Genomic DNA, 25736 nt, shown 5'->3' on the forward strand with positions numbered 1-25736 from the left:
CAGGAGATCCCGGTCGTCCAGGCAAAGCAACCCAATGTGGGAGCGAGCTTGCTCGCGATGGGGCCGGTGCAGCCAGTGCAGCACTAAACCTTGGGCACCGTCGCTGCCATTGAAGGCCGCAAGCTCACCTCGGCAAACCACGCCGCCAATTGCGGGTTGGCCTTGCGCCATTCCAGGTCGGGATGGCGCAGGTCCAGGTAGCCCAGGGCGCAGGCCACGCTGATGGAGGCCACGTCGAAATGGCTGGCCAGTTCGGCGATCGCCTCGGCTTCCAGCAGGCCCAGGGCCCGGCGAATCTTGTCCCGTTGCGCATCGAGCCATTCGTCCCAGTGTTTTTCCACAGGACGTAGCGCGGTTTCGTAGCGGATCATCACCGCCGCATCCATGACTCCATCGGCCAGGGAGGCCAGGGTCAGGCGCCGCCAGCGGGCCGCACCCTCGCGGGGAATCAGCGGGTTGCCGACATGCTGGTGATCGAGGTAGTCGAGAATGACCCGACTGTCATGGATCACGCTCCCGTTGGCCAGGCGCAGGGCCGGGATCTTGCTCAACGGATTGTCCTCGATCAGCACGCGGTCCGGCTTGACCGGTGTGAGCTGGCTGAGCTGCAACGCCACGCGGTCTTGCTGGCCGGTTTCGTGCAGCAGCACCAGGACCTTGCGAACGAAGGGCGAAGCGGGGTTGTGGAACAGCGTCATGCTGGGGGTGGACATGGCAACGTCTCGATTCAAGGGGACTTGTTGCGCAGCATAGCGCGTTCATCCGTGTTCGAGGCAGGCGCGACCGGGGTGAAGAAGGCCGGTCGCGCCATGCATCAGGCGGCCGGTTGAAGGGCCTGCGGTTCTGGCGTCGATGTCGTCGGTTGCTGCTTGAGTTCCCGGGCGACAGTCCAGACGATGAACGCGGCGATGACATCGAAGATTGCCAGCAGCACGAACAGTGGGCTGTAGCCGATCCGGGTCACCATGACGCCGAAGAGCAGGGTGAAGGCGGCGGCGCCCAGGTAACCGAACATGCCGCCCATGCCGGTGGCGGTGGCGACTTCATTCTTGCCGAACGAATCGGACGTGATGGCGTACAGCGCCCCGGACAGGGTCTGGTGGGCGAAGCCGCCGATGCACAGCAGGGCGATGGCGGTGTACGGGCTGGCGACCAAACCGATGCAGGCTGGGCCGATCATGCAGGAGGCGCCGAACAGCAGGACCATCTTGCGCGAAGTGAACAACGACACCTTGCAGTATTTATGGAAGAACGGGCTCAGGTAACCGCCCAGCACGCAACCGAGGTCGGCGGCCAGGAACGGCAACCAGGCGAACATCGCGATCTCCTTGATGTTCATGTGCCGCTCGGTCATGAGGTACAGCGGGATCCAGGCGTTGAACGTCTGCCAGGCCGGCTCGGAGAGGATCCGCGCGCTGGCGATGGCGTAGAAGTTGCGGCTGGCGATGATGCGTTTCCAGCTGCCTTTCTTCGGCGTCGGGTCTTGAAAGTGAGCTTCCTGGCCGCTGAGGATGTAATCGCGCTCGGTGTCGCCCAGGAGCTTCTGGTCGCGTGGATGTTTGTAAAAGATCAGCCAGAGGAACGTCCAGGCCACGCCCAGGCCGCCAACGATCAGGAACGCCAGCTCCCAACCACTGTTCAGGATCGCCCAGACCACTAGCGGCGGAGCCAGCACGGCGCCGATCGAGGAGCCGATGTTGAACCAGCCGATGGCCACCGAGCGTTCCTTGGCCGGGAACCATTCGGTAGAGGTCTTTACCGCAGCCGGCAGCCCAGCGGCTTCCGTCAGGCCAAGCAAACCGCGGAAAAACGCCAGGCCCTGCCAGCCCGACGCCATGGCCGCCGCGGCACAGGCGATGGACCAGGCGAACGCGAAAATGGCGAAGCCCATCTTGGTACCGATGGCATCGATGATGTAGCCGGCCACTGGTTGCATCAAGGCATAGCAGACCTGCCAGGCCACGACGATGTGGGAGTATTGCTCCGTGGAGATGTTCATTTCGCTCATCAGGGTGGGAGCGGCCACCGAGAGGGTATTGCGAGCCAGGTAGTTGACCATCAGGCCGGCCGTGACCAGGCCGACCATCCACCAGCGGATGCCTTTGATTTTCATCACTTCACCATCGATTATTTTTGGATTTGGCGTGGCGTGTTTCGTTGTAGGTTGTCGTACAACCAGCGCACTTATAGAGGGTCAAGAATTAATTTGTCAATAAATATGTCAAAGGCTGGGCGGTCTGAAACAGCCGGCGCGCTTGCGGTTGTCGTATGACGAAGAGAAAAGGGGCGCCCACTCTGGCAAGTGCACGCCCGGATGACTCAGCGGCGAGGGATCAGTCCCCACACCGCCAACACGGAGGGTATACCCAACCCCAGCCAACTGACGGCGTCCCACAGACCATCCCCCAGCAAGGCACTGAACAGCCCGGCGGCGCAGAGAATGGCGATCAGCACGGGCATGCCGAACACTTTCCAGAAACTCGATTGCCGTGGCCTCACGAGGCGACCTCCGTACCGACCGTTGCACGCTTGGCCGCTTTGCGCCGCACCAGCCACAGGTAGACGCCGCTGCCGAGGACGATGATGGTGAGCACGTCGAGGGTGGCCCAGAAGATCTGCATCGGCCGGCCACCGTAGTCGCCGAAGTGCAACGGTAGAGACAGGCTCATGACGTCCATGTACCACGGCCGCTCGGCCACCGCGGTGACCTCCAGGGTGCTGGCATCGATCAATACCGGCGTCAGCAAGTGCGAGGTCAGGTGGGTGCTGCCTTTCATGAACACGCCGTAGTGGTGCTGGCTGGAAAACAACGTGCCGGGGAAGGCGATGAAGCTGGGCTCCATGCCCGGCGCGACCTCCCTGGCGATGTCGAGCAAGCGGGTAGCCGGGGCCAATTGCGTCAGCGGCGGGGCGTTGCGATAGGGTTCGACCATGGCGCTGAGGCTGTCGTTGCGCCAGGCGGCGATGATCAGGTCGGCGCACGCGGCAATCACGCCAGTGACGCCCACGGTGAGCGCCCAGACCAGCGTCACCACGCCGATCAGGTTATGCAGGTCGAGCCAGCGCAGGCGCGTGGATTTGTCCTGGCGTACCGTGGCGAATTTCAAGCGCCGCATGAACGGCAGGTACAGGACCACCCCGGAAACGATGGCGATCACGAACAGCAACCCCATGAACGCCAGCAGCAACTTGCCCGGCAAACCCGCGAACATATCCACGTGCAGGCGCAGCATGACCATCATGAAACCGCCATTGGCCGAGGGCCTTTCCAAGGCCTCGCCGGTGCGCGCATCGAGCATGAAGGTATGGGAGGAGTTGGGCTCGGTGTCCGCTGTCGGCGCCATGATGGTGAAGATGCCGTTGGGCTCGTCTTCGTCCCAGCCAAAATACTGGACCACTTCACCCGGACGATGGGCTTTGGCCTTTTCCACTAACTGCTGGAGGTCCAGGTGTGGCGTGTCGGCAGGCATCTCCCGGAACTCGGGAGCGTCGCCCAGCAGGTGTTCGATTTCGTGGTGGAAGATCAATGGCAGCCCGGTAATCGCCAGCATCAGCAGGAACACCGTGCAGATCAGGCTGGTCCAGGTGTGGACGAAGGACCAGCGGCGGATGGTTTTGCTTTTCATGAGCGATCCGAATGCAAGAGGGCCTCGATGCCTGAGCCCCGTCAGTCAAACCGCTCCCACAGGGATTTCATTTGACTGACAGGTCTCGGGTACAGGTGCCCTCAAAAAGGTTTTGCAAATGCTAACCGTTTACCATTTGTAATTCACGCTGGCGACGACGTTGCGTTGGTCGCCGTAGTAGCAGTAGAAGCCATCGCAAGTGGACAGGTAGTCCTTGTTGAAGATGTTCTTCGCGTCCACCGCCACCGTGACGCCTTTGAGGGTCTTGTTCAAACGCCCGAGGTCGTAATGGGCCGAGGCGTCGTACACGGTGTAAGAGCCGACATGACCCCAGTCGGTGTTGGTGGTGTTGCCGTAGGTGTCGCCGACATAACGCACACCGGCGCCGACACCGAAGCCATCCAACGGGCCGTTGTGCCAGGTGTAGTCGGCCCAGGCGGTGGCCTGGTTGCGCGGCACCTGGGCCATGCGCTTGCCTTTTTCCGCTGCGGTGCCCTTGGTGATTTCACTGTCGTTGTAGGTGTAGGAACCGATGAGCTTCAGGTTGTCGGTCACATCGCCCGAGGCTTCCAGTTCCAAGCCACGCACCTGGACTTCACCCACTTGGCGGGTGACGTTGTTTTCGGTCACGGAGTTGTTTTTCTGGGTCAGGTCGAACACAGCCGCGGTCAGCAAGGTCTTGGTGCCCGGCGGTTGATATTTGATGCCGGCTTCGTATTGTTCGCCTTCTGTTGGCTTGAACGCTTCGGTGCTGTTGACGGTTGAACCGGCCGCCGCCTGGAACGACTGGGCGAAGGAAATGTAGGGCGTCACACCATTATCGAAGACGTAGCTCAACGCCGCGTTGCCGCTGAATTTCTTGTCGCGCTGGGTGTTGGTGACGTTGTTCTGGTTGTGGAATTCGGTGCCGGTGTGAATCCAGTCTTCACGGCCGCCGAGGGTCAGGCGCCAGTTGTCCAGGGCGATCTGGTCCTGGACATACAGGCCGGTCTGGTTGGTTTTCTGGTTGTAGTCATACATGGTGAAGTACTGGACGTTGGAGAAGTCCTGTCCGTAGATCGGGTTGTGGATGTTGCTGGTCGGCACGCCGGTCGAGCCCCACAGCCAACGGGAATTGCTGTTGGAGCGCTGGTGATCCAGGCCCAGCAGCAGGGTGTGACTGAGGGCGCCGGTCTGGAAGTCGGCCTGGAAGTTGTTGTCCACGGCGAATTGGCTGATGTCTTCGTCAATGACACTGGCGCTGCGCTTGATGGTGCCATCGGCGCTGACTGCTTCCTCAGGCCCCGCCGGCCAGAATTGCCCACCAGCGGAGATGCCCTGGGTTTGCAGGTCGCTCTTGGTGTAGCGCAGGTTCTGGCGGAACTGCCAGGTGTCGTTCAGACGGTGTTCGAACGCATAACCGAGGGCGTAGTAGGTACGGTCGTAGAACTCCCAATCCGGGTCGCCGAGGTTCTTGTGATGGGAAATCTTGCCCGCTGGTGACGACAGCTTGGTGCCTTGCAACGGCAGGAATTGTCCGGTGATGCCCGTGTCGTCGCGGGTGTACTGGGACAGGAAGGTCAGGCGCGTGTCGTCGTTGATGTTCCAGGTCAGGCTCGGCGCGAGGTTGTAGCGCTTGTCCGGGATGTGGTCGACCTGGGAGTTGCTGTCGCGCACGGTGCCGCTGACCCGATAGAGGAACCGGCCTTCGTCATCGACTTTGCCGGTGCTGTCGAAGTTGATCTGCTTGTGCTCGTAGCTGCCGGCCTGCAACTCGACCTCATGGCTGCTTTCGGCCTGTGGGCGACGGCTGACCATGTCCAGCATGCCACCGGGTGGCGTCTGGCCGTAGACCGAGGATGCCGGGCCGCGCAGCACGGCGATGCGCTCAAGGTTCCAGGGCTCGATTTTCGGCGTGATGTAGTTGCCCTTGGGCAGTGGCAGGCCATCGAGGAACTGGGTCGGCACGAAGCCGCGAACCAGCAGCCAGTCGTTGCGCGAATCCGAGCCGTAGCCGCTGCTCTGCACGCCGGCGGTGTAGCGCAGGGCATCATTGAGGTTGAGGACAGAGCGGTCCTCCATCTGTTGGCGGGTGACCACGGAGACGGAGCGCGGCAGTTCGACGATCGGCGTGTCGGTCTTGGTGCCGGCGGCGGTGCGGGTGGCGACGTAGCCCTCGGTCGGGCCCCACGCGGTTTCGCTGAGACCGGCACCGATCACGCTGGTTTCCGGCAAGGCCATGACGCCTTCAGGTACGGCCACCAGGCTGTAGGTGCCAGCGCTGCTTTGTTCCAGTTGCAGGCCGGTGCCGCGCAAGGCCTCGCGCAATGCGCCGGTGGCGTCGAACTGGCCCTGGACCGGGGCCGAGGTCTTGCCCGAGGCCAGGGACGGATTCAGGCTCAGCGCGAGGCCGGCCTGGCTGGCGATCTGGTTCAGGGTGCTGGCCAGGGGCGCGGCGGGCAGGTTGTAGGTGCGCACGCTCGTGGCTTGTTCGGCGGCCAGCAGCGGGGCGCAGGTCAACGGGACGGCGAAGGCAATGGCAACGGCCAACAGGCTGGGGCGCAACAGGGTGTCTAGCGGGCGGGACATACGGCGGCTCCTGAATGGAAATATTTCTCAATTGCCTGGGTGCCGGATGAAAATCGAAAAGTGATAGGGCTGGATGAAAATAATTTAGATTCGTTTTGCAGATGGTGGCTTTGTGGTGAAGCGAATGGCCTCATCGCGAGCAAGCTCGCTCCCACAGGATGATTCGTGGGCGACCCGGTCAATGTGGGAGCGAGCTTGCTCGCGATGAGGCCATCCCTGACATAAAGCCATTCAGGGCTTGGCTGCAGCCCGTGGCCCCACCACCACCCACCACCGCGTGTGATGCTCGATCTGCACCGGCAAGGTCGGCAACAGGGCGGTCAGGGCCAGGTCGGTGTCATGCAGCGGGAAACTGCCGGTGATGCGCAGGTCGGCCACTCGTGGCTCGACACCGAGGTAGCCGCGCCGGTAACGCCCCAACTCATGGATCAGGTCTTCAAGGCGGGCGTTGTCCACCACCAGCATGCCGCGGGTCCAGGCATCGGCGCCGGGGCTCAGGGCAACGGTCGGCCCGAGGCCGTCGCGGCGCATCAGCACTTGTTGGCCTTCGCGCAGGATCTGTTCGCTGTCCGTGGCCTGGGGATGCGCCGCCACGGCGGATTTCAGCACGCTCAGGCGCGTGCCTTCGTCTTCACGCTTGACCAGGAATCGTGTGCCCAACGCGCGCAGGCGGCCTTCGCGGGTCTCGACAATGAACGGACGCGGGTCGTCGTGCCCGGTTTCCACCAGGATTTCGCCTTCCTGCAGGACGATACGGCGCTGCTTGTCATCGAAACGCACGTCCAGCGCACTGTGGGTGTTGAGGTTGATCAGCGTGCCGTCGCTCAGGCGCAGGGTGCGTTGCTCGCCTGTCGCTGTGCGCTGGTCGGCCAGCCAGTAATCCAGTGGCAGGTAACGTTCACCGGCGAGCAACGCCAGGCCGATGACCGCGACAACGCTGGCCAGGCCGCTGCCGATCTTGCGTATCCGCCGGCGAATGCTCACCCGTGATTGCAGCAGCGCCGCCCGTGCCGGCCCATTGGCCACGCTGAAGCGCTGGTCGAGCATGCCCAGTTGCCGCCAGGCCCGGGCGTGTTCTTCATCGGCGGCATGCCAGCGGGCGAACGCTTCATGTTCCTGGGCGCTGCTCGCGTCCAAAGACAGCTGCCAGGCAATGGCGGCATCCAGCACGCTGGCCGAGACCGGCTTGGCATGGGCCTGGCTCATGTCGGTTCACCGTACAGGGCGATGTAGCATTGCCGGATGCCCTGGGCCAGGTACTGCCGTACCCGCGGGACCGAAACCCCCAGGCGCTCGGCGATTTCGGCATGGCCGAGGCCGTCGAGGCGGTTATAGAGGAAGGCTGCGCGGGCCTTGCTCGACAGTTTGCCGAGCAGGCGATCGATGGCCTTGAGGTCTTCCAGGATGATTTGCTGTTCTTCCACCGAGGGTTGCTCGGCCTCGGGGATCAGCATCAGTTCGGTGAGGTAAGCCTGCTCCAATGCCGCTCGACGGAAATAATCGAACAACAGGCCCTTGGCGATGGCCACCAGAAACGCCCGGGGTTCGCGGGGCGCCTTCAGGTCCTCGCGTCCCAGCAAACGCACAAAAGTGTCCTGGCTCAGGTCTTCCGCCCGGTGCGCACACGCCACGTTGCGTCGCAGCCATGCCAATAGCCAAGCGCGATGGTCACGGTACAACGCACCAACCAAATCACTGTGGGGGCCAGGAACTGACGACACGGAGCATCACCGATGTTTTAAGTAACGAGAATTGTTCGCGATTGTGGCAGAGGCGGGGGCGGGAAAGCAATTGGCGCCGGTCGGGCGGTGTAGGTCAGGAAATTGAGGCCGGGTCTGTGTGGGAGCGAGCTTGCTCGCGATAGCGGCAGGTCAGTCAACATCAATGCCGACGGACAGTGCGCCATCGCGAGCAAGCTCGCTCCCACAGGTAGTGTGTTCATCTTTTAAAGCGAAGGCGCCTGCTGCCGCCGTTTCCACTGGCCCAGGCGCTGTTGCAGGTCAAGCGGGCTGTGGATCTGTTGCTGGCGGGCGCGGCTGAACAGGATCAGCGCCAGCTCCGCTGTGGCCAGGGCGTCGGCGCTGGCGTTGTGGCGGTCGAAGACTTGCAGCTTGAACCAGTCGATCCACTCGTCCAGGCCGGACTTGCGCAGATTGGCTTGTGGACAAAGCATCGGGGCCAAGTCCGCCACGTCGAGGAACGGATGCTGCAGGCGATAGCCCAGGTGGTCTTTCAAGGCACGCCCGAGCATGTGGGAATCGAACGGCGCGTGAAAGGCCAGCAGCGGGCTGTCGCCCACGAACGCCATGAACGCCAGCAGCGCCTCCGCCGGGTCGCTGCCGGCGGCGATGGCACTGGGCGCCAGGCCATGGATCAACACACTGGGCCCGAGCTTTTGCTGATTGCACTGCAAGGTACGTTCGAATTGCTGGCTGAAGTCGATGGCACCGTCTTCGATGACCACCGCGCCGATGGACAGCACTTGGTCCTTGTTCAGGTTCAACCCGGTGGTTTCCAGGTCCAGGACGACCCAGCGTTGCTCCCGCAGGTCGCCTTCGCCCAGTGGCGAGGGCGCGGGCAGGCGCTCCAGGCGCTGCTGCAGCACGTCGGGCAATGTCGGCTGGGCCGGGCGCAGCCAGGAAAACAGGTTCACAACTGGTACCTCAGCGTCAGGCTGCTTTGCAGGCGTTGGGCCTGGCGCAGGGATTCGCGCAGGATGCGTCGGTCCAGATGGTTGAGGCTGTCGGGGTCGACGCGGTTGGAATAGGACAGGTTCTCGCGGGTTTGCCGTTGGTGTTGCTGCATGCGGGTCTGCTGGATGAAGTGATAGGCCTCTTCATAGGCCGCGCCATCGAGCGGTTCGATCACTTCCTTGACGACCAGTTGCCGCAGGCGTTCCAGGGTATTGTTGGCTTCGATGCCGTTGGCCAGGGCCAGCAGGCGGGCGCCATCGACGAAGGGCGTCAGGCCCTGCACTTTCAAGTCCAGGGTCGCCTTTTCGCCATTCTTGCGGCTTAGCACGAAGTCCCTGAAGCGTCCCACCGGCGGGCGATGACGCAGCGCGTTCTCGGCCATCATGCGCTGGAACAGGCGATTGTCGGCCACTTGGCCGAGGATCTGTTGGCGCAACTGCTCGCAACCTTGCTCATCGCCCCAGACTACCCGCAGGTCGAAATAGATGCTCGAGCCCAGCAGGTTTTCCGGCGTCGCTTCGCGAATGAATGACGCGAAGCGCCGGGCCCATTCGGCGCGGGACAGGCACAGCTCGGGGTTGCCGGCCATGATGTTGCCCTTGCACAAGGTGAAGCCGCACTGAGCCAGGCTCTGGTTGATCTGTTGGGCGATGGGCAGCAGCAGGCCGCGGATCTGCGCGGCATGGGCGGCGTCCCGGGCTTCGAACAACATGCCGTTGTCCTGGTCGGTGTGCAGGGTTTGCTCGCGCCGGCCTTCACTGCCGAAACACAGCCAACTGAACGGCACACCCGGGTCGCCTTTGTCGGCCAGGGTCAGTTCGATGACGCGGCACACCGTGTGGTCGTTGAGCAGGGTGATGATGTGGGTGATCTGGGTCGACGACGCGCCGTGGGCCAGCATGCGCTCCACCAGTTGGCCGATCTCGCCGCGCAGGGCCACGAGGTTTTCCACCCTGGGGGCGTTGCGGATGGTCCGGGCCAGGTGCACCAGGTCGACACGTTGCAAGGAAAACAGATCGCGCTCCGAGACCACGCCACACAGGCGCTGGTCCTTGACCAGGCAAACGTGGGCGATGTGGCGCTCGGTCATGGCGATGGCGGCGTCGAAGGCGCTGTGGTCCGGCGAAAGGAAGAAGGGGGCCTGGGTCATGTGGCCTGCGATGGCCTGGGAAAAGTCCCCGGAACCATCGGCCACCACCTGCCGCAGGTCGCGCAAAGTGAAAATCCCCACCGGCGCTTTTTGCTCATTGACCACGACGATGCTGCCGACCTGCTGCTCGTGCATCAGTTTCACGGCTTCGCGCAGCGGCGTGTCCGGGCTGCAACTGACTGGATGGCGCATCGCCAGTTCACCCAGCCGCGTATTGAGGGAGTACTGGGTGCCCAGGGTTTGCGCGGATTTCTGCTGGACCTGTTGGTTGACCTGGTCGAGCAGGCTGCTGACGCCGCGCAGGGCGAAATCGCGAAACGGGGCGGACAGGGCGAAGAGCTTGATGAAGGCCTGTTTGTTCAGTTGCAGGCAGAACGTGTCTTCGCCGGCCCGGTGCTCGGTGCGCGTGGCCCGCTCGCCCAGCAGCGCGGCAAGGGGGAAACATTCGCCGGTGGTGATCTCGAAGGTGGTCTCGGTGCCACCCTTGGCCGAATGCGGGCGTTCGCCCACCACCCGGCCCTGCTTGACGATGTAAAAGTGCTCCACCGGGCCGTCGGCCGGTTTGATGATGGTGTCGCCCGGGGCGTAGAAACGCAGCAGGCATTTCTCCACCAGATAGGCCAGGTGGGCATTTTCCATCTGGTTGAACGGCGGAAAGCGCTGGAGAAACTGCAGCGTCCCCTGGATGTTTTGCAACACCGCGGTTTTCCCTGCCTGGATGAAGGCGTCCGCTTTTTTCATAACCATTACGCAGTCTTTTTCGAATTGTTGTGGTCGGATCTGTTCCCATGGTCGGCCCCTCAGCACGGGGTGCCCATTGGACGTAAGTCTAGGTCGCGGCCTAAGGGCCGCACTCACGGAAAAGTCTTACGCCGGGCGTCGGAAAAATCTTCATTGAATGTTCTTGGAAAAAAATCCGACGAAGTGCACATTGAAGCGCCGCAGAACGATGTCTGACCACTGTGCCAGGGGATCGATTTAAAGAACGTAGAGAGCACCATGTCCGACCACGATATTTTGAGTGACGCCGAGCGCGAGGCGCTGAGTGCCGTCATGTTGGAACCTGACCTGCCGCCGCAGCGTGTCTTGATCGTTGACGACGATAAGGACGCCCGCGAGCTGTTGTCGGAGATCCTGGCCTTGGACGGGATTCACTGCATGACCGCCGCCAGCGGCGAAACGGCACTCAAGATGCTGGAAACCAAGCCGTCGATCGGCCTGCTGATCACCGACCTGCGCATGGGCAATGTCGATGGCCTGGAACTGGTCCGCCTGGTGCGCGAGTCCGAGCGGGCAGCGCTGCCGATCATCATCGTGTCGGGCGATGCCGACGTGAAGGACGCCATCGAAGCGATGCACTTGAGCGTGGTGGACTTTCTGCTCAAGCCGATCGATACCGACAAGCTGCTGGGGTTGGTCAAGCATGAGTTGGGGATGGATCTTTAAGACCGTCCGCCGAGGACCGGTGTCATCGAATGTGGGAGCGAGCTTGCTCGCGATGGCGGCCTGACATTCAACATCGCCATTGAGTGCCACACCGCTATCGCGAGCAAGCTCGCTCCCACAGCGGCATAAAAAAGCCCCGATCTTTCGATCAGGGCTTTTTTTGTGCCGCGTCTACTGCTCAATCACAACCCATTGGCTGCCTTGAACTCGCGACGGCGACGGTGCAGCACCGGCTCGGTGTAGCCGTTAGGTTGCTTCGTGCCTTCGATCACCAGTTCGACCGCCGCCTGGAAGGCGATGTTGCTGTCGAAGTCTGGCGCCAGCGGCCGGTACAGCGGGTCGTTGGCGTTCTGGCGGTCGACCACCGGCGCCATACGCTTGAGGCTTTCCATCACCTGGTCTTGCGTGACGATGCCGTGGCGCAGCCAGTTGGCGATGTGCTGGCTGGAGATACGCAACGTCGCACGGTCTTCCATCAGGCCGATGTCGTTGATGTCCGGCACCTTGGAGCAGCCGACGCCCTGGTCGATCCAGCGCACCACATAGCCGAGGATGCCCTGGGCATTGTTGTCCAGTTCGTTCTTGATCTGCTCCGGCGTCCAGTTCGGGTTGACGGCCAGCGGGATGCTCAGGATGTCGTCCACCGAAGCGCGAGCGCGCTTGGCCAGTTCGGCCTGGCGAGCGAACACGTCGACCTTGTGGTAATGCAGCGCGTGCAGGGCGGCGGCGGTTGGCGAGGGCACCCACGCGGTGTTGGCGCCGGCCAGCGGATGAGCGATTTTCTGTTCGAGCATCGCGGCCATCAGGTCCGGCATCGCCCACATGCCCTTGCCGATTTGCGCGCGGCCCTGCAGGCCGGTGCTCAAGCCGATATCGACGTTCCAGTTTTCATAGGCGCCGATCCACTTCTCGGCTTTCATGTCGGCCTTGCGCACCATCGGGCCGGCTTCCATGGAGGTGTGGATTTCATCGCCGGTACGGTCGAGGAAGCCGGTGTTGATGAACACTACGCGTTCGCTGGCGGCCTTGATGCAGGCCTTGAGGTTGACCGTGGTACGGCGCTCCTCGTCCATGATCCCGACCTTGAGGGTGTTGCGCGGCAGGTTCAGCACGTCTTCGACGCGACCGAACAGCTCGTTGGTGAATGCGGCTTCTTCCGGGCCGTGCATCTTCGGCTTGACGATGTACACCGAGCCGGTGCGGCTGTTGCGGCGCGAGGTGTTGCCGTTGAGGCTGTGGATCGCCGCCAGGCTGGTGACCAGGCCGTCGAGGATGCCTTCCGGCACTTCGTTGCCGTGCTTGTCCAGGATCGCGTCGATGGTCATCAGATGGCCGACGTTACGCACGAACAGCAGCGAGCGGCCGTGCAGGGTCACGCCCGAGCCGTCGACGGCGGTGTAGACACGGTCAGGGTTCATGGTCCGGGTAAACGTCTGGCCGCCCTTGGCGACTTCTTCCGACAGGTCGCCCTTCATCAAGCCGAGCCAGTTGCGGTAGATCACCACTTTGTCATCGGCGTCGACGGCGGCGACCGAGTCTTCGCAGTCCATGATGGTGGTCAGTGCCGCTTCCATCAGGATGTCTTTGACGCCGGCGGCATCGGTCTGGCCGACGGGAGTGCTGGCATCGATCTGGATTTCGAAGTGCAGGCCGTTGTGTTTCAGCAGCACGGCGGTCGGTGCCGAGGCATCGCCCTGGAAGCCGATCAGTTGGGCATCGTCACGCAGGCCGCTGTTGCTGCCGCCCTTGAGGGCGACCACCAGTTTGCCCTCGACGATCTTGTACGCAGTGGAGTCGACATGGGAGCCGGCCGCCAGGGGGGCCGCTTCGTCGAGGAAGGCGCGGGCGAAGGCGATGACCTTGTCGCCACGCACCTTGTTGTAGCCTTTGCCTTTTTCCGCGCCATCGGCTTCGCTGATGGCATCGGTGCCGTACAGCGCGTCGTACAGCGAACCCCAGCGGGCGTTCGAGGCATTGAGGGCGAAGCGGGCGTTCATCACCGGTACCACCAGCTGCGGGCCGGCCATGCGGGCGATTTCGTCATCGACGTTCTGGGTCGTGGCCTGGAAATCCGCCGCTTCTGGCAGCAGATAGCCAATGTCTTGCAGGAAGGCTTTGTAAGCCACGGCGTCGTGGGCCTGGCCGGCACGGGCCTGGTGCCAGGCATCGATCCGTGCCTGGAAATCATCGCGTTTGGCGAGTAGGGCTTGGTTCTTCGGGGCCAGGTCGTGGATGACCTTGTCGGCACCGGCCCAGAACGCGTCGGCGGTGAGGCCGGTTCCGGGAATGGCTTCGTTATTCACGAAGTCGAACAGGACTTTGGCGACCTGCAGGCCACCGACTTGAACGTGTTCAGTCATTGCTTGCCTCACTCTGCTCAGCTATTTCGCTTTTCAGCTCTTCGATTTTGACAATGAAGCCTCGGGACATTTAAACCACAAACCCCGGAACCAGTACATGCCATCGCTGGCGGCTGGGTATTCAAGCCTTGCTGACGGGGCTTTTCAGGGATGCGACTGGCCTTAAGCAGACATCGGTACAACAGGGGTGTCGCGATTATGTAGTGCGTGCTGCGGCATACTACATGATCAGTTGCGGTTGTGAAAATTAGACTAATTGCGTCGTTCCGCGACCGACTAAAGCAGTACAGTCACGGTGCGGCACGGGATGTTCTCAAAAAACTTATGGATTGTTCCAGATAAATCTAAAATTCGTACACATATTCCGTTGTAGGAGCTGCCGAAGGCTGCGATCTTTTGATCTTTCGCTTTGGACTCAATTGATAGGGACAAGATCGCAGCCTCGTTGCACTCGACAGCTCCTACGGGCCGGCGGAAGCGTGTTCCATTGCCGTGAAAGCGCGACCGTGTTGATTTTCTGCCTTGCCTATACTGTCCCTTCCATCAACAAGAGGACTGCGCCATGGACCACCTCGTCATCACTGTCTTCGCCCCGGACAAGCCCGGGCAGGTCGAGCGCATCGCCGATTGCATTGCCGAACATGGCGGTAACTGGCTGGAAAGCCGCATGGCGCATCTGGCCGGGCAATTTGCCGGGATCGTGCGCTTCAGCGCCCCGGCCGAGACCCATGAGGAGTTGATCGAAGCGTTGCAGGGGCTGGCGGCCCATGGCATCCGCGTATTGATCGCTGAAAGCGCCGTTGAGGAGGCCTGTACCTGGAAACCCATCACCATGGAACTGGTGGGCAACGATCGTCCCGGTATCGTGCGGGACATCACCCGGTTGTTGAGCGAGCAGGGCGTCAATGTCGAGCGTCTGGTGACCCATGTCCGGCCGGCGCCAATGAGCAGTGAGCTGCTGTTTCATGCCGAAGCGATCCTGGGCGTGCCTTTGACCTTGTCCCTGGAGACCTTGCAGGAACGCCTGGAGACCTTGGCCGATGAGTTGATGGTGGAACTCAGGCTCGGCGACGAAGTGCAATGAAGGTTATCCAAGGAAAAACTGCGCCTGCCTGTGGATAACCTGTAGAGACCCGGCCCCAGCCCAGGCCCGCCAGGGCTCAGCGGCCAATGATCAAAAAATCACCAGTTTTCAAGGGCTTGTGCACAAACGGCGGGGATCACGCTGTGGATAACCTTGGGAAGGATAAGCGCAGGCCACGGCGGACGTGGCCTGTAGGGATTTGTGCGTTTTCTGATCAGCTGCGCCGGCGCATGCTGATCACCGCATCGACGCTGTACACCGCCAGGCCGGCCCAGATGAACAGGAACGCCACCAGCGTGCTGGACGACAGGTGCTCACCGAACAGCAGCACGGCGAGCAGCAGTACCAGCGTCGGTGCGATGTACTGGAGAAACCCAAGGGTGGTGTAGGGCAGGTGCCGGGCCGCGGCGTTGAAGCTCACCAGCGGAACCAGTGTCACGGGGCCGGCCGCCACCAGCCACCAGGCTTCGGAGGTGGTCCAGAACGCGGCCTGGGCACTGGTGGCTGCGGGATTGAACAGCAACCAGGCGATGGCGATCGGCACCAGCATCCAGGTTTCCACCACCAGGCCCGGCAAGGCCTTGACTGGCGCTTGTTTGCGGATCAGCCCATAGAAACCGAAGGTCAGCGCGAGCACCAGCGACACCCACGGCAGGCTGCCTACTTGCCAGACCTGCTGCGCCACGCCGACGGCCGCCAGCCCCACCGCCAGCCATTGCATGCGGCGCAGGCGCTCGCCGAGGATCACCATGCCCAGCAACACGTTCACCAGCGGGTTGATGTAGTAACCCAGGCTGGCTTCGAGCATGCGTTCGTTGTTCACCGCCCAGACGTAGGTCAGCCAGTTGGCCGCGATCAGTGTCCCACTCAGGGCGAGAATCGCCAGGCGCTGTGGATTGTCCCGCAGTTCGCGCCACCAGCCCGGGTGTTTCCAGACCAGCAGCAATGCCGCGCCGAACAGGGCCGACCACAGCACCCGGTGGATGATGATTTCCACTGACGGCACGCTGGCGATGGCCTTGAAGTAGATCGGGAACAGACCCCAGATGATGTAGGCACTCAGGCCCAGGATATACCCGCGACGCGGGTTGGCGGCTTGCATGCAGAATCCTTGCTTAGGCAGCTAACAAAGGCGTGATTGTAAGGAGATTTGTCAGGTTGTGCTGTGAACCTTTGTGAGCGTTCGAGCGCAAATCCCTTTGTGGGAGCGAGCTTGCTCGCGATAGCGATGTGTCAGGCGACAGAGGTGTCGAGTGATCGAACGCCATCGCGAGCAAGCTCGCTCCCACAGAGGGACCCGCAGTAGGTCAGAACAACTTCAACGGCTCTTCATTGAGCGCCGCCAATTGCTCGCGCAATGCCAGCACCTGGTCGCCCCAGTAGCGTTCGCTGCCGAACCACGGGAAGCTGCGGGGGAACGCCGGGTCGTCCCAGCGCCGCGCCAGCCAGGCACTGTAGTGCATCAGGCGCAGGGCCCGCAGCGGCTCGATCAGCGCCAGTTCACGCGGGTCGAAGTCGTGGAACTCACGGTAGCCGTCCATCAGTTCCGACAGTTGCCCCAGGCACTCCTGGCGATCGCCGGCGAGCATCATCCACAGGTCCTGCACCGCCGGGCCCATGCGGCAGTCGTCCAGGTCGACGATGTGGAACACCTCGTCGCGGCACATCATGTTGCCGGGATGGCAATCGCCGTGCATGCGGATGTTCTGGTGGGGCGTGGCGGCGTAGACCTCTTCGACGCGCTTGAGCAAGTCCCGGGCGACCGACTCATAAGCCGGCAGCAGGCTGCGGGGAACGAAGCCGCTGGCCAGCACGGTGGCCAATGAGTCGTGGCCAAAATTTTTCACGCCCAGGGCTTCGCGATGCTCGAACGGTCGGGTCGCCCCGAGCGCGTGCAGGCGTCCGAGCAATTGTCCCAGGCGATAGAGTTGGTCGAGATTGCCCGGCTCCGGCGCTCGGCCACCGCGACGAGGAAACAGGGTGAAACGAAACCCGGCGTGTTCGTGCAGGCTGGCGCCGTTGTGGATCAGCGGCGCCACCACGGGCACTTCGTATTCGGCCAGTTCGAAGGTAAAGCTGTGCTCTTCCAGGATCGCTTCGTTGGTCCAGCGCTGGGGGCGATAGAACTTGGCGATCAGCGGCTCGGAATCTTCGATGCCGACCTGATAGACGCGGTTCTCGTAGCTGTTGAGGGCCAGCACGCGGGCGTCGCTGAGAAAGCCGATGCTTTCAACGGCATCGAGCACCAGGTCGGGCGTGAGGGTTTCGAACGGATGGGACATGCTGACTCCTGCGCAGCGGCAGGGCTGCCGCGTCCGGCACAGCATGGTAGCGCAGACGGAGGCAGATAGGTGGCGGCTGTACTGACGTTATCGCGAGCAAGCTCGCTCCCACAGGGATAGCGGATCCATTGGACTGCCCCCAAAAGTCCAACTTTTTGGGGGCAGTCCACTTTTGTGGGAGCGAGCTTGCTCGCGATGAGGCCCTGTCAGGCGCCGATGACCCCACCATCTTCCCGGGTAATCACCATCACCGAAGACCGCGGCTTGCCGTTGGGCAGGTGCTCAGGGAACGTCGAACCACCGTTTTCTCCTGGATGCTGGATCCCGACGAACAAGGCTTTCTGGTCCGGGGCAAAACTGATCCCGGTCACTTCGCAGCCCACCGGTCCGACCATGAAGCGGCGGATTTCACCACTGTTGGGGTCGGCGCAGAGCATCTGGTTGTTGCCCATGCCGGCGAAGTCCCCGGTGTTGCTGACGTCGCCGTCGGTGAGAATCCACAGCCGGCCGGCCTTGTCGAAACCCAGGCCGTCGGGGCTGTTGAACATGTTCTGCGGGTTGATATTGGACGACCCGGCTTTCGGCGTGCCGGCGTGTACCGTCGGGTTGCCGGCGACCACGAACAGATCCCAGGAGAAGGTCTTGGAGGCATGATCGTCGCGGTCGGTGCGCCAGCGCAGGATCTGCCCGTAGACGTTCTTGGCCCGAGGGTTCGGCCCGCCCACCGGTTGGCCGTCTTCGCCGCGCTTGGAATTGTTGGTCAGGGTGCAATAGACCTGGCCGTCTTTCGGGCTGACCACGATCCACTCAGGGCGGTCCATGCGGGTGGCACCCACGGCACTGGCGGCCAGGCGCGCATGGATCAGCACCTCGGCCTGGTCGGCGAAGCCACTGCTGGCGTCGAGGCCGTTCTTGCCGTGGGTCAACTCGATCCACTGGCCCTTGCCTTTGGGATGGTCCGGGTTGCCGTCGCCGGCATCGAAGCGCGCCACGTACAAGGTGCCGTGGTCCAGCAGGTTGCGGTTGGCCTTGGCATTGCGATGATTGATGCGCTCGCGACTGACGAATTTGTAGATGAACTCACCGCGTTCGTCGTCGCCCATGTACACCACGGCGCGACCGTCATTGGTTTGTGCCAGGGCGGCGTTTTCGTGTTTGAAGCGGCCCAGGGCGGTGCGTTTCACCGGCGTGGATTCTGGATCGAACGGATCGATTTCCACTACCCAGCCATGGCGATTGAGTTCGTTGGGGTTCTTCGCCAGGTCGAAACGCGGGTCGTACAGGTGCCAGTTGATCTCGCGGCTGGTGACGGTGGCGCCATAGCGCTTTTGCGCCTCATCGAACTGCAGGTCGGTCTTGCTGCTGCCGAAGCAGTCGGTGAAGTTTTCTTCGCAGGTCAGGTAGGTGCCCCACGGCGTCATGCCGTTGGCGCAGTTCTGGAACGTTCCCAGTACTTTCTTGCCGCTCTTGTCGGCACTGGTTTTCAGCAGGTCGTGGCCGGCGGCCGGGCCACGCAGGCGAATCGGCGTGTTGCCGTGGATCCTGCGGTTGTAGCGCGATTCCTGGACGAACTGCCACTGCCCGCGACGACGCTGGACCTCGATCACCGACACCCCTTCGCTGGCCTGGGCCTTGTGCACGTCTTCGGCCGACTGCGGCTGGCCGCCGTGGGGGAAGAGGTAGCGGTAGTTGGTGTATTCGTTGTTGATCGCCATCAGCGCCCGGTTCTTGTCGCCGGGGAATTCGAACAGGCTCATGCCGTCGTTGTTGTCGCCAAACTGCACTTCCTGTGCGCGGGCTGTTCCATTGCCACTGGGATCGAACGCCGGTGCATTTTTCTGCAGCGGCTGGCCCCAACTGATCAGCACCGAGGCCTTGTAGCCCGGCGGCAGTGTGATGGTGTCGGCCGTGGCCGCGGCGATGCTGTTGAAACCCAGCAGCCGGCTGTTGCCTTCGCTCACGGCGGCGGCCAGCACGCTGCGGCTCAGCAGGTTGCCGCCCAGGAACATCGCCGCGCCGCACAGGGCGCCGGCGCTGATGAAACGGCGCCGGCTCAGGCCGACGATCTTTTCCAGGTCGGTGGATTGGTTTTCTTCTAATAGGCTCATCATCAGGCTCCCTGCTGGTTTTGGCAGTCACCTTAAAGCGGGTCGATGAAGCTATTGTTGCAGCGCGCTACAGCGGTGTGCCGAGCAGCACATTTGTCGCTGAAAACGTCACTTGAACCGGTGAGCCGGCTACCAGGTTCTGCCCTTGCAACTGAAGCGGCTCGGCCAGGGCGCACAGCGTCTGGCCGTTGGGCAGGCCGATGCGCACTTCGCTGGGGCCGTCTTCGGCGGCATCGACCTGCTCGATCATGCCACGCAGCGTATTGATCCCCGTTTTTTCCGCTTGTTCGACGGGGTGTAATTCCAGCCAGCCGGCCTTGATCAGCGCCACCACGTCGGTGCCGGCACCCAGCTCCAGGCGCAGCGTGCTGTCATGGGTGATCTGCGCTTCGATGACCAGGCCCCGGGCCAGTTCCAGGCGTACCCGGTCGTTGTGCCCCTGGGCCTCGATGCCCAGGACCTTGCCATGCAATTGATTGCGGGCACTGGTGCGCAGCATCAGGCGACTGAGCAGGCCCAGGTCGCCGGCGTCTTCGCTGGCTTCCAGCAGTTGCGCCTGCAGTGCTTGCAGGCGCTGGTACAGGCGCAGCACCCGTTGGCCTTCCCCCGACAGCCTGGCGCCGCCACCGCCCTTGCCGCCGACGCTGCGTTCCACCAGCGGATGGTCTGCGAGGTTGTTCAACTCATCGATGGCATCCCATGCCGCCTTGTAGCTCAGGCCCGCGCTCTTGGCGGCGCGGGTGATCGAGCCCTGTTCGGCGATGTGCTGCAGCAAGGCGATGCGTTGTGGTCGCCGAACGATGTGCTGGGTCAGGAGCGTGGGCAATGACATGAAGGCAAACCGCGTGCAAAAGTCGATGAACGGACGTTGGCGCCTTGGGCGCGGCACGTCAAGCCGGTTCACCGGGTTTCGGCGTGCGGGCCAGGCAATACACATCGACCCGCGCGGCGCCGGCATCGAGTAACAGGGCGGCCAGGGCCTGGGCGGTGGCGCCGGTGGTGAGCACATCGTCGACCAGCGCCAGGTGACGATTGCGTAACGTTGCCTGGGGCGCGAGGGCGAAGGCCTGGCGCAGGTTTTGTCGTCGGGCCCTGGCGTCGAGGGCCTGTTGGGCGGGCGTATCCTGAGTGCGTCGCAACAGGTTTTCTTCGCAAGGGATCGCCAGTGACCCACTGAGCCAGCGGGCCAGCAGTGTCGCCTGGTTGAAACCGCGCTGGCGCAAACGCCGGGTTGCCAGTGGCACCGGTACCAGTGCGTCGGGCCGCTCCAGCCCTTCGTCGAAATGATGTTGCAGCGATTGCGCCAGCAGTTCGCCCAGCAACCGGCCAAGGGGCCATTTCGCCTGATGCTTGAAGCGGGTGATCAGGCTGTCCACCGGGAAGTCGTAGGCCCAGGGCGCCAGGACTCGCTCGAAAGCCGGCGGTCGCGCGGCACATTGGCCGCAACGCAGTCCGGCCGTGGGCAGTGGCAGGGCGCAAATGCTGCATTGATCGCCGAGCCAGGGCAGCTCGCTTTCGCAAGGGGTGCAGATAGGCTGCGGGGTGTCCGTACTTTCGCCACATAGTAGGCAGGATTGTTTGTTTTTTAACCAGATGTAAACCGGTCCTTTGTATCGTGGTTGACAGCGCATGACTCTTCCTTAAATATGCCGAACATCCGTGTCGCGCCTGTGGGTATTGCATGCCCCCAGGCGCCAGCCAAGCATAATCAAGGAAATGCCCATGAGCGCCAGCACCACTGCCAACCTGCGTCATGACTGGTCTTTGGCCGAAGTCAAAGCACTCTTTGTCCAGCCATTCAATGACCTGTTGTTCCAGGCGCAGACCGTGCACCGCGCGCACTTCGACGCCAACCGCGTCCAGGTTTCCACGCTGCTGTCGATCAAGACCGGCGCTTGCCCGGAAGATTGCAAATATTGTCCGCAGTCCGGTCACTACAACACCGGTCTGGATAAAGAGAAATTGCTCGAAGTGCAGAAGGTCCTCGAAGAGGCTGCGCGGGCCAAGGCCATCGGCTCGACCCGTTTCTGCATGGGCGCGGCCTGGAAACATCCATCGGCCAAGGACATGCCGTATGTGCTGGAAATGGTCAAAGGCGTGAAGGCCATGGGCCTGGAAACCTGCATGACCCTGGGTCGTCTCGACCAGGAACAGACCGAAGCGCTGGCCCAGGCTGGCCTGGACTACTACAACCACAACCTCGATACCTCGCCGGAGTTCTACGGCAGCATCATCACCACCCGTACCTACAGCGAGCGCCTGCAAACCCTGGCCTATGTACGTGATTCGGGGATGAAGATCTGCTCCGGCGGTATCCTGGGCATGGGCGAATCCCTGGACGACCGCGCCAACCTGCTGATCCAGCTGGCGAACCTGCCGGAGCACCCGGAATCGGTGCCGATCAACATGCTGGTCAAAGTCGCCGGCACGCCGCTGGAGAATGCCGAAGACATCGATCCGTTCGATTTCATCCGCATGCTTGCCGTGGCGCGGATCATGATGCCCCAGTCCCACGTGCGCCTGTCCGCTGGTCGTGAAGCGATGAACGAGCAGATGCAGGCCCTGGCATTTTTTGCCGGCGCCAACTCGATTTTCTACGGTGACAAGCTGCTGACCACCGCCAACCCGCAAGCCGACAAGGACATGCAATTGTTCGCACGCCTGGGCATCCAGCCCGAAGCCCGTGAAGAACATGCCGACGAAGTGCACCAGGCGGCGATCGAACAGGCGCTGGTGGAGCAGAAGAGCAGCGAGCAGTTTTACAACGCCGCTGTTTGACCACTCACCGATACCCGGATTGGAATGCAAGACCCTGTGGGAGCGAGCTTGCTCGCGATGGCGATGGAACATTCACATTAATGTCGACTGACACACCGCTATCGCGAGCAAGCTCGCTCCCACAAGGGGCTTTGGCCAGTCTTTAAACAGTTGAGGCCTGCATGCCCTTCGATCTCGCCGCACGCCTGGCTGCCCGTCGTGCCGACAACCTCTACCGCCAGCGCCCGCTGCTCGAAAGCCCCCAGGGCCCGCAAGTGGTGGTGGACGGCCAGCCGTTGCTGGCGTTCTGCAACAACGATTACCTGGGCCTGGCCAATCACCCGCAGGTGATCGAGGCCTGGCGCGCCGGCGCGGCGCGTTGGGGCGTCGGGGGCGGGGCCTCCCATTTGGTGATTGGCCACAGCAGCCCTCATCACGCTCTGGAAGAAGCGTTGGCCGACCTGACGGGGCGTCCGCGGGCGTTGCTGTTCACCACCGGTTACATGGCCAACCTCGGCGCGGTCACCGCGCTGGTGGGGCAGGGCGATACGGTGCTGGAAGACCGCCTCAATCATGCTTCGCTGCTCGACGCCGGGTTATTGTCCGGCGCGCGTTTCAACCGATACCTGCACAACGATGCCCAGAGCCTGGCCAGTCGCCTGGAGAAAGCCACTGGCAATACCCTGGTGGTCACCGACGGCGTGTTCAGCATGGACGGCGATATTGCCGACCTGCCGGCCCTGGCCCGTGAGGCAAAGGCCCGGGGTGCCTGGCTGATGGTCGACGATGCCCACGGCTTCGGTCCGCTGGGGGCCCATGGCGGCGGTATTGTCGAACATTTCGGCTTGAGCCAGGACGACGTGCCGGTGCTGGTCGGCACCCTGGGCAAGGCCTTTGGTACCGCCGGTGCCTTCGTCGCCGGTAGCGAGGAACTGATCGAAAGCCTGATTCAGTTCGCGCGTCCCTACATCTACACCACCAGCCAACCGCCGGCCCTGGCCTGTGCCACGCTCAAGAGCCTTGAACTGCTGCGCGACGAGCATTGGCGGCGCGAACACCTGCAGGTGCTGATCCGCCAGTTCCGCCAGGGGGCCGAGCAGATCGGCCTGCAATTGATGGACAGCTTCACGCCGATCCAGCCGATCCTGGTGGGCGATGCGGGGCGGGCCATGCGCTTGTCGCAGATGCTGCGTGAGCGGGGGCTGATGGTCACGGCGATCCGCCCACCCACCGTGCCGGCCGGCAGCGCTCGTTTGCGGGTGACCCTGACCGCCGCCCACAGCGAGGCCCAGGTGCAGCTATTGTTGAATGCACTGGCCGAGTGTTTTGCCCTGTTGGGACCGGAGCCAAGCCATGCGTGATCGATTGATTTTGCTGCCCGGTTGGGGCTTGGGTGTTTCTCCGCTGGAACCGCTGGCGGCGGCCTTGCAAGGGCTCGACGAGCACCTGCGGGTGGAAATCGAGCCGTTGCCGGCGTTGCTATCGAGCGACCCCGATGAATGGCTCGAAGAATTGGACGCCACCGTGCCTCAGGACACCTGGCTGGGCGGCTGGTCCCTGGGCGGCATGCTGGCCTCGGTGCTGGCGGCGCGCCGGGGTGAGCGCTGCTGTGGCTTGCTGACCATGGCCAGTAATCCGTCCTTTGTCGCCCACGAACAATGGCCGAGCGCGATGGACGGCCAGACGTTCGATGGCTTTCTCGCCGGCTGTGCAGTCGACCCACGTCAGACCCTCAAGCGTTTCAGCCTGCTGTGTGCCCAGGGCTGCGGCGATCCACGCGGGTTGTCGCGGTTGTTGTCGGCCGGGGCGCCAAGCACTTCGCCTGAAGTATTGATGGCTGGGCTCGAACTGCTGGCGCGATTGGACACCCGCGCTGCGTTGCAGAGTTTCCGAGGCCCGCAACTGCATCTGTTTGCCGGGCTCGACGCCCTGGTGCCGGCCGAGGCCGCGGGTGATTTGCTGGTCTTGTTGCCGGATGTCGAAATCGGTCTGATTGAACAGGCCGGCCACGGATTCCTTCTGGAGGACCCTCACGGTGTAGCGGCGGCGATCCAGGCTTTTTTGCATGAGTCCGGCGATGACTGATTTGTCTCTTCCTCCATTGCCCGGTGCCTTGCCCGACAAGCGCCAGGTAGCGGCTTCGTTTTCCCGGGCGGCGACCAGCTATGACAGCGTGGCCGAGTTGCAGCGCGACGTGGGCCAGCAATTGCTCGGTCGCTTGCCGCCTTCTTTCACGCCGCAACGTTGGCTGGACCTGGGCTGCGGCACCGGCTACTTCACTCGGGCCTTGGGGGCGCGTTTTGGTGCGAGCACCGGCCTGGCGTTGGATATCGCCGAAGGCATGCTCAACCATGCGCGTCCCCAGGGTGGCGCCGCGTATTTTGTCGCCGGTGATGCCGAGCGGCTGCCTTTGCAGGCGGCGAGCTGCGACCTGGTGTTCTCCAGCCTGGCGGTGCAATGGTGCGCGGATTTCGCCATGGTGCTGAGCGAGGCCCATCGTGTGTTGAAGCCGGGTGGGGTGTTGGCCTTCACCAGCCTCTGCGTGGGCACTTTGTACGAATTGCGCGACAGCTGGCGTCAGGTGGATGGCTTGGTGCACGTCAACCGTTTCCGTGCGTTCGAGACGTATCAACGCCTTTGCGCGGCCAGCGGGCTGAATGTCGTCAGTCTTGAAAATCGTCCTCATGTGCTGCATTACCCTGATGTGCGCAGCCTGACGCATGAATTGAAAGCTTTGGGTGCCCACAATCTGAACCCAGGTCGCCCCGGTGGCTTGACGGGCAGGGCGCGGATTCTCGCGTTGGTTGAAGCCTATGAGCAGTTTCGTCAGGCCCAGGGGCTGCCGGCAACTTACCAGGTGGTCTACGCCGTTTTGGAGAAACCGCTATGAGCAAGGCCTATTTCATTACCGGCACCGACACCGATGTAGGCAAGACCACGGTCGCGGCGGGCCTGCTGCATGCTGCGCGACAGGCTGGCATGAGCACGGCTGCCGGAAAGCCCGTGGCCTCTGGCTGCGACGTGACGCCCAAGGGCCTGCGCAACGCCGATGCCTTGGCCTTGCTGGCCGAATGCTCCGTACCGTTGACTTATGCACAGGTCAATCCGGTGGCGTTCGAACCGGCAATAGCGCCGCACTTGGCCGCCCGGGAAGCGGGCGTTGCGTTGACGGTGCAGTCGCTACTCGGCCCGATGCGCGAAGTGCTGGCGCTGGGCGCCGATTTCACCTTGATCGAGGGCGCGGGTGGTTGGCGCGTGCCGCTGGCCGGCCAGGACAATCTTTCCGATCTGGCGATCGCGCTGGGCTTGCCGGTGATTCTGGTGGTGGGCGTGCGCCTGGGTTGTATCAGTCACGCATTGTTGACCGCCGAGGCGATCGCCCGTGATGGCTTGCAGCTTGCCGGTTGGGTCGCGAATATCATCGACCCGGCCACCTCGCGCCTGGAAGAAAACCTGGCAACCTTGGCCGAGCGACTTCCGGCGCCCTGCCTGGGCAGGGTGGCGCGGATCCAGAGCGTGACGGCCGAAGCCGTGGCCGGACACCTGCAACTGGATCTGTTGGACTGAGACCCGCCAAGGTTTTGCCTATGACACGGCACTGTGCCATTAGTGTTTTTGTCGGGCCTTTTCCCTGGGCTTCTGATTCAATGGCCACTGTCGAC

At 62.8% G+C, this 25736-nt stretch carries 22 protein-coding genes; 7 read left to right on the forward strand and 15 right to left on the reverse strand.

Going from position 1 to position 25736, the window contains the following annotated elements:
• Positions 1-83 precede the first annotated feature (83 nt).
• The 9 genes from BLQ55_RS16340 to BLQ55_RS16380 all read right to left on the reverse strand — a co-directional run bounded on the left by BLQ55_RS16340 (position 84) and on the right by BLQ55_RS16380 (position 10778).
• Positions 84-713: a glutathione S-transferase family protein gene (locus tag BLQ55_RS16340; protein ID WP_092202756.1), complete on the reverse strand. Its 630-nt coding sequence runs from the start codon at positions 711-713 to the stop codon at positions 84-86.
• 101 nt (positions 714-814) lie between these two features.
• The gene (locus tag BLQ55_RS16345; RefSeq protein WP_092255160.1) at positions 815-2113 is read right to left on the reverse strand and encodes an MFS transporter; all 1299 of its coding nucleotides are present in this window, start codon (positions 2111-2113) and stop codon (positions 815-817) included.
• Positions 2114-2319: 206 nt separating this feature from the next.
• Positions 2320-2499 carry a hypothetical protein gene (locus tag BLQ55_RS16350; RefSeq protein ID WP_060740312.1) on the reverse strand — a complete coding sequence of 60 codons (180 nt, stop codon included), beginning with the start codon at positions 2497-2499 and terminating at the stop codon, positions 2320-2322.
• Entirely contained in the window at positions 2496-3626 is a 1131-nt protein-coding gene (locus tag BLQ55_RS16355; RefSeq protein WP_092255162.1) for a PepSY-associated TM helix domain-containing protein, read from the reverse strand. Before BLQ55_RS16355 ends, BLQ55_RS16350 begins: the two co-directional genes overlap by 4 nt.
• A 129-nt stretch (positions 3627-3755) precedes the next feature.
• Positions 3756-6194 carry a TonB-dependent siderophore receptor gene (locus BLQ55_RS16360; RefSeq protein WP_092255164.1) on the reverse strand — a complete coding sequence of 813 codons (2439 nt, stop codon included), beginning with the start codon at positions 6192-6194 and terminating at the stop codon, positions 3756-3758.
• 231 nt (positions 6195-6425) lie between these two features.
• On the reverse strand, positions 6426-7400 hold the full coding sequence (locus tag BLQ55_RS16365) for a FecR domain-containing protein (protein ID WP_092202747.1): 975 nt from the start codon (positions 7398-7400) through the stop codon (positions 6426-6428).
• Complete coding sequence (locus BLQ55_RS16370) at positions 7397-7915, reverse strand: RNA polymerase sigma factor (RefSeq protein WP_092255166.1); 519 nt, start codon at positions 7913-7915, stop codon at positions 7397-7399. Before BLQ55_RS16370 ends, BLQ55_RS16365 begins: the two co-directional genes overlap by 4 nt.
• Before the next feature lie 224 nt (positions 7916-8139).
• Positions 8140-8847 (reverse strand): 3'-5' exonuclease, encoded by a 708-nt coding sequence (locus BLQ55_RS16375; RefSeq protein WP_092202743.1) that lies wholly within the window; start codon positions 8845-8847, stop codon positions 8140-8142.
• Positions 8844-10778, reverse strand: a complete 1935-nt coding sequence (locus BLQ55_RS16380) for a putative nucleotidyltransferase substrate binding domain-containing protein (RefSeq protein WP_305367283.1) — start codon at positions 10776-10778, stop codon at positions 8844-8846. The genes BLQ55_RS16375 and BLQ55_RS16380 overlap by 4 nt, the downstream gene beginning before the upstream one ends.
• Positions 10779-11036: 258 nt before the next feature.
• On the opposite strand from BLQ55_RS16380, the gene BLQ55_RS16385 reads away from it, so the two are divergent.
• Complete coding sequence (locus tag BLQ55_RS16385; protein WP_060740319.1) at positions 11037-11483, forward strand: response regulator; 447 nt, start codon at positions 11037-11039, stop codon at positions 11481-11483.
• Positions 11484-11665: 182 nt separating this feature from the next.
• Here the strand turns inward: BLQ55_RS16385 and BLQ55_RS16390 are convergent, their stop codons facing one another.
• Positions 11666-13843 carry a malate synthase G gene (locus BLQ55_RS16390; RefSeq protein WP_092202739.1) on the reverse strand — a complete coding sequence of 726 codons (2178 nt, stop codon included), beginning with the start codon at positions 13841-13843 and terminating at the stop codon, positions 11666-11668.
• Positions 13844-14405: 562 nt separating this feature from the next.
• Here BLQ55_RS16390 and BLQ55_RS16395 point away from each other — a divergent pair.
• The gene (locus tag BLQ55_RS16395; RefSeq protein ID WP_092255170.1) at positions 14406-14927 is read left to right on the forward strand and encodes a glycine cleavage system transcriptional repressor; all 522 of its coding nucleotides are present in this window, start codon (positions 14406-14408) and stop codon (positions 14925-14927) included.
• A gap of 214 nt (positions 14928-15141) precedes the next feature.
• Here BLQ55_RS16395 and rarD read toward each other — a convergent pair whose 3' ends face one another.
• The 5 genes from rarD to BLQ55_RS16420 all read right to left on the reverse strand — a co-directional run bounded on the left by rarD (position 15142) and on the right by BLQ55_RS16420 (position 20948).
• Positions 15142-16029: an EamA family transporter RarD gene (gene rarD, locus BLQ55_RS16400; protein WP_092202735.1), complete on the reverse strand. Its 888-nt coding sequence runs from the start codon at positions 16027-16029 to the stop codon at positions 15142-15144.
• A gap of 205 nt (positions 16030-16234) precedes the next feature.
• Complete coding sequence (locus tag BLQ55_RS16405; protein WP_060740323.1) at positions 16235-17209, reverse strand: serine/threonine protein kinase; 975 nt, start codon at positions 17207-17209, stop codon at positions 16235-16237.
• A 206-nt stretch (positions 17210-17415) separates the two neighbouring features.
• Positions 17416-19317 (reverse strand): PhoX family protein, encoded by a 1902-nt coding sequence (locus tag BLQ55_RS16410; protein WP_092202733.1) that lies wholly within the window; start codon positions 19315-19317, stop codon positions 17416-17418.
• A 67-nt stretch (positions 19318-19384) separates the two neighbouring features.
• Positions 19385-20149, reverse strand: a complete 765-nt coding sequence (locus BLQ55_RS16415) for a TOBE domain-containing protein (protein WP_092255172.1) — start codon at positions 20147-20149, stop codon at positions 19385-19387.
• Between the two features lie 58 nt (positions 20150-20207).
• Positions 20208-20948, reverse strand: coding sequence for a ComF family protein (locus BLQ55_RS16420; RefSeq protein ID WP_092255175.1), 741 nt, complete (start codon positions 20946-20948; stop codon positions 20208-20210).
• A gap of 91 nt (positions 20949-21039) precedes the next feature.
• On the opposite strand from BLQ55_RS16420, the gene bioB reads away from it, so the two are divergent.
• The 5 genes from bioB (at position 21040) to bioD (ending at position 25641) form a co-directional block, all read left to right on the forward strand.
• Positions 21040-22095 carry a biotin synthase BioB gene (bioB, locus tag BLQ55_RS16425; RefSeq protein WP_014340550.1) on the forward strand — a complete coding sequence of 352 codons (1056 nt, stop codon included), beginning with the start codon at positions 21040-21042 and terminating at the stop codon, positions 22093-22095.
• 161 nt (positions 22096-22256) lie between these two features.
• The gene (gene bioF, locus BLQ55_RS16430; RefSeq protein WP_092255177.1) at positions 22257-23435 is read left to right on the forward strand and encodes an 8-amino-7-oxononanoate synthase; all 1179 of its coding nucleotides are present in this window, start codon (positions 22257-22259) and stop codon (positions 23433-23435) included.
• Positions 23428-24159 (forward strand): alpha/beta fold hydrolase, encoded by a 732-nt coding sequence (locus BLQ55_RS16435; RefSeq protein ID WP_092202723.1) that lies wholly within the window; start codon positions 23428-23430, stop codon positions 24157-24159. The genes bioF and BLQ55_RS16435 overlap by 8 nt, the downstream gene beginning before the upstream one ends.
• A complete protein-coding gene (gene bioC / locus BLQ55_RS16440; RefSeq protein WP_092202721.1) occupies positions 24152-24964 on the forward strand; it encodes a malonyl-ACP O-methyltransferase BioC in 813 nt (270 codons plus the stop codon). Before BLQ55_RS16435 ends, bioC begins: the two co-directional genes overlap by 8 nt.
• Entirely contained in the window at positions 24961-25641 is a 681-nt protein-coding gene (gene bioD, locus BLQ55_RS16445; protein ID WP_092202719.1) for a dethiobiotin synthase, read from the forward strand. Before bioC ends, bioD begins: the two co-directional genes overlap by 4 nt.
• The last annotated feature ends 95 nt before the right edge of the window (positions 25642-25736 follow it).

It is taken from the genome of Pseudomonas sp. NFACC13-1, assembly GCF_900104425.1.
Taxonomy (GTDB): Bacteria; Pseudomonadota; Gammaproteobacteria; order Pseudomonadales; family Pseudomonadaceae; genus Aquipseudomonas; species Aquipseudomonas fluorescens_AA.

What these genes read in the sequence shown, in the direction of transcription:
- BLQ55_RS16385 (WP_060740319.1), top strand. Translation starts at nt 11,037, where the DNA reads ATGTCCGACCACGATATTTTGAGTGACGCCGAGCGCGAGGCGCTGAGT.
- BLQ55_RS16365 (WP_092202747.1), bottom strand. Translation starts at nt 7,400, where the DNA reads ATGAGCCAGGCCCATGCCAAGCCGGTCTCGGCCAGCGTGCTGGATGCC.
- BLQ55_RS16355 (WP_092255162.1), bottom strand. Translation starts at nt 3,626, where the DNA reads ATGAAAAGCAAAACCATCCGCCGCTGGTCCTTCGTCCACACCTGGACC.
- BLQ55_RS16435 (WP_092202723.1), top strand. Translation starts at nt 23,428, where the DNA reads ATGCGTGATCGATTGATTTTGCTGCCCGGTTGGGGCTTGGGTGTTTCT.
- BLQ55_RS16360 (WP_092255164.1), bottom strand. Translation starts at nt 6,194, where the DNA reads ATGTCCCGCCCGCTAGACACCCTGTTGCGCCCCAGCCTGTTGGCCGTT.
- BLQ55_RS16410 (WP_092202733.1), bottom strand. Translation starts at nt 19,317, where the DNA reads ATGAGCCTATTAGAAGAAAACCAATCCACCGACCTGGAAAAGATCGTC.
- BLQ55_RS16345 (WP_092255160.1), bottom strand. Translation starts at nt 2,113, where the DNA reads ATGAAAATCAAAGGCATCCGCTGGTGGATGGTCGGCCTGGTCACGGCC.
- bioF (WP_092255177.1), top strand. Translation starts at nt 22,257, where the DNA reads ATGCCCTTCGATCTCGCCGCACGCCTGGCTGCCCGTCGTGCCGACAAC.
- bioD (WP_092202719.1), top strand. Translation starts at nt 24,961, where the DNA reads ATGAGCAAGGCCTATTTCATTACCGGCACCGACACCGATGTAGGCAAG.
- BLQ55_RS16405 (WP_060740323.1), bottom strand. Translation starts at nt 17,209, where the DNA reads ATGTCCCATCCGTTCGAAACCCTCACGCCCGACCTGGTGCTCGATGCC.
- BLQ55_RS16340 (WP_092202756.1), bottom strand. Translation starts at nt 713, where the DNA reads ATGTCCACCCCCAGCATGACGCTGTTCCACAACCCCGCTTCGCCCTTC.
- BLQ55_RS16420 (WP_092255175.1), bottom strand. Translation starts at nt 20,948, where the DNA reads ATGCGCTGTCAACCACGATACAAAGGACCGGTTTACATCTGGTTAAAA.
- BLQ55_RS16390 (WP_092202739.1), bottom strand. Translation starts at nt 13,843, where the DNA reads ATGACTGAACACGTTCAAGTCGGTGGCCTGCAGGTCGCCAAAGTCCTG.
- BLQ55_RS16395 (WP_092255170.1), top strand. Translation starts at nt 14,406, where the DNA reads ATGGACCACCTCGTCATCACTGTCTTCGCCCCGGACAAGCCCGGGCAG.
- BLQ55_RS16380 (WP_305367283.1), bottom strand. Translation starts at nt 10,778, where the DNA reads ATGAAAAAAGCGGACGCCTTCATCCAGGCAGGGAAAACCGCGGTGTTG.
- BLQ55_RS16415 (WP_092255172.1), bottom strand. Translation starts at nt 20,149, where the DNA reads ATGTCATTGCCCACGCTCCTGACCCAGCACATCGTTCGGCGACCACAA.
- bioC (WP_092202721.1), top strand. Translation starts at nt 24,152, where the DNA reads ATGACTGATTTGTCTCTTCCTCCATTGCCCGGTGCCTTGCCCGACAAG.
- rarD (WP_092202735.1), bottom strand. Translation starts at nt 16,029, where the DNA reads ATGCAAGCCGCCAACCCGCGTCGCGGGTATATCCTGGGCCTGAGTGCC.
- bioB (WP_014340550.1), top strand. Translation starts at nt 21,040, where the DNA reads ATGAGCGCCAGCACCACTGCCAACCTGCGTCATGACTGGTCTTTGGCC.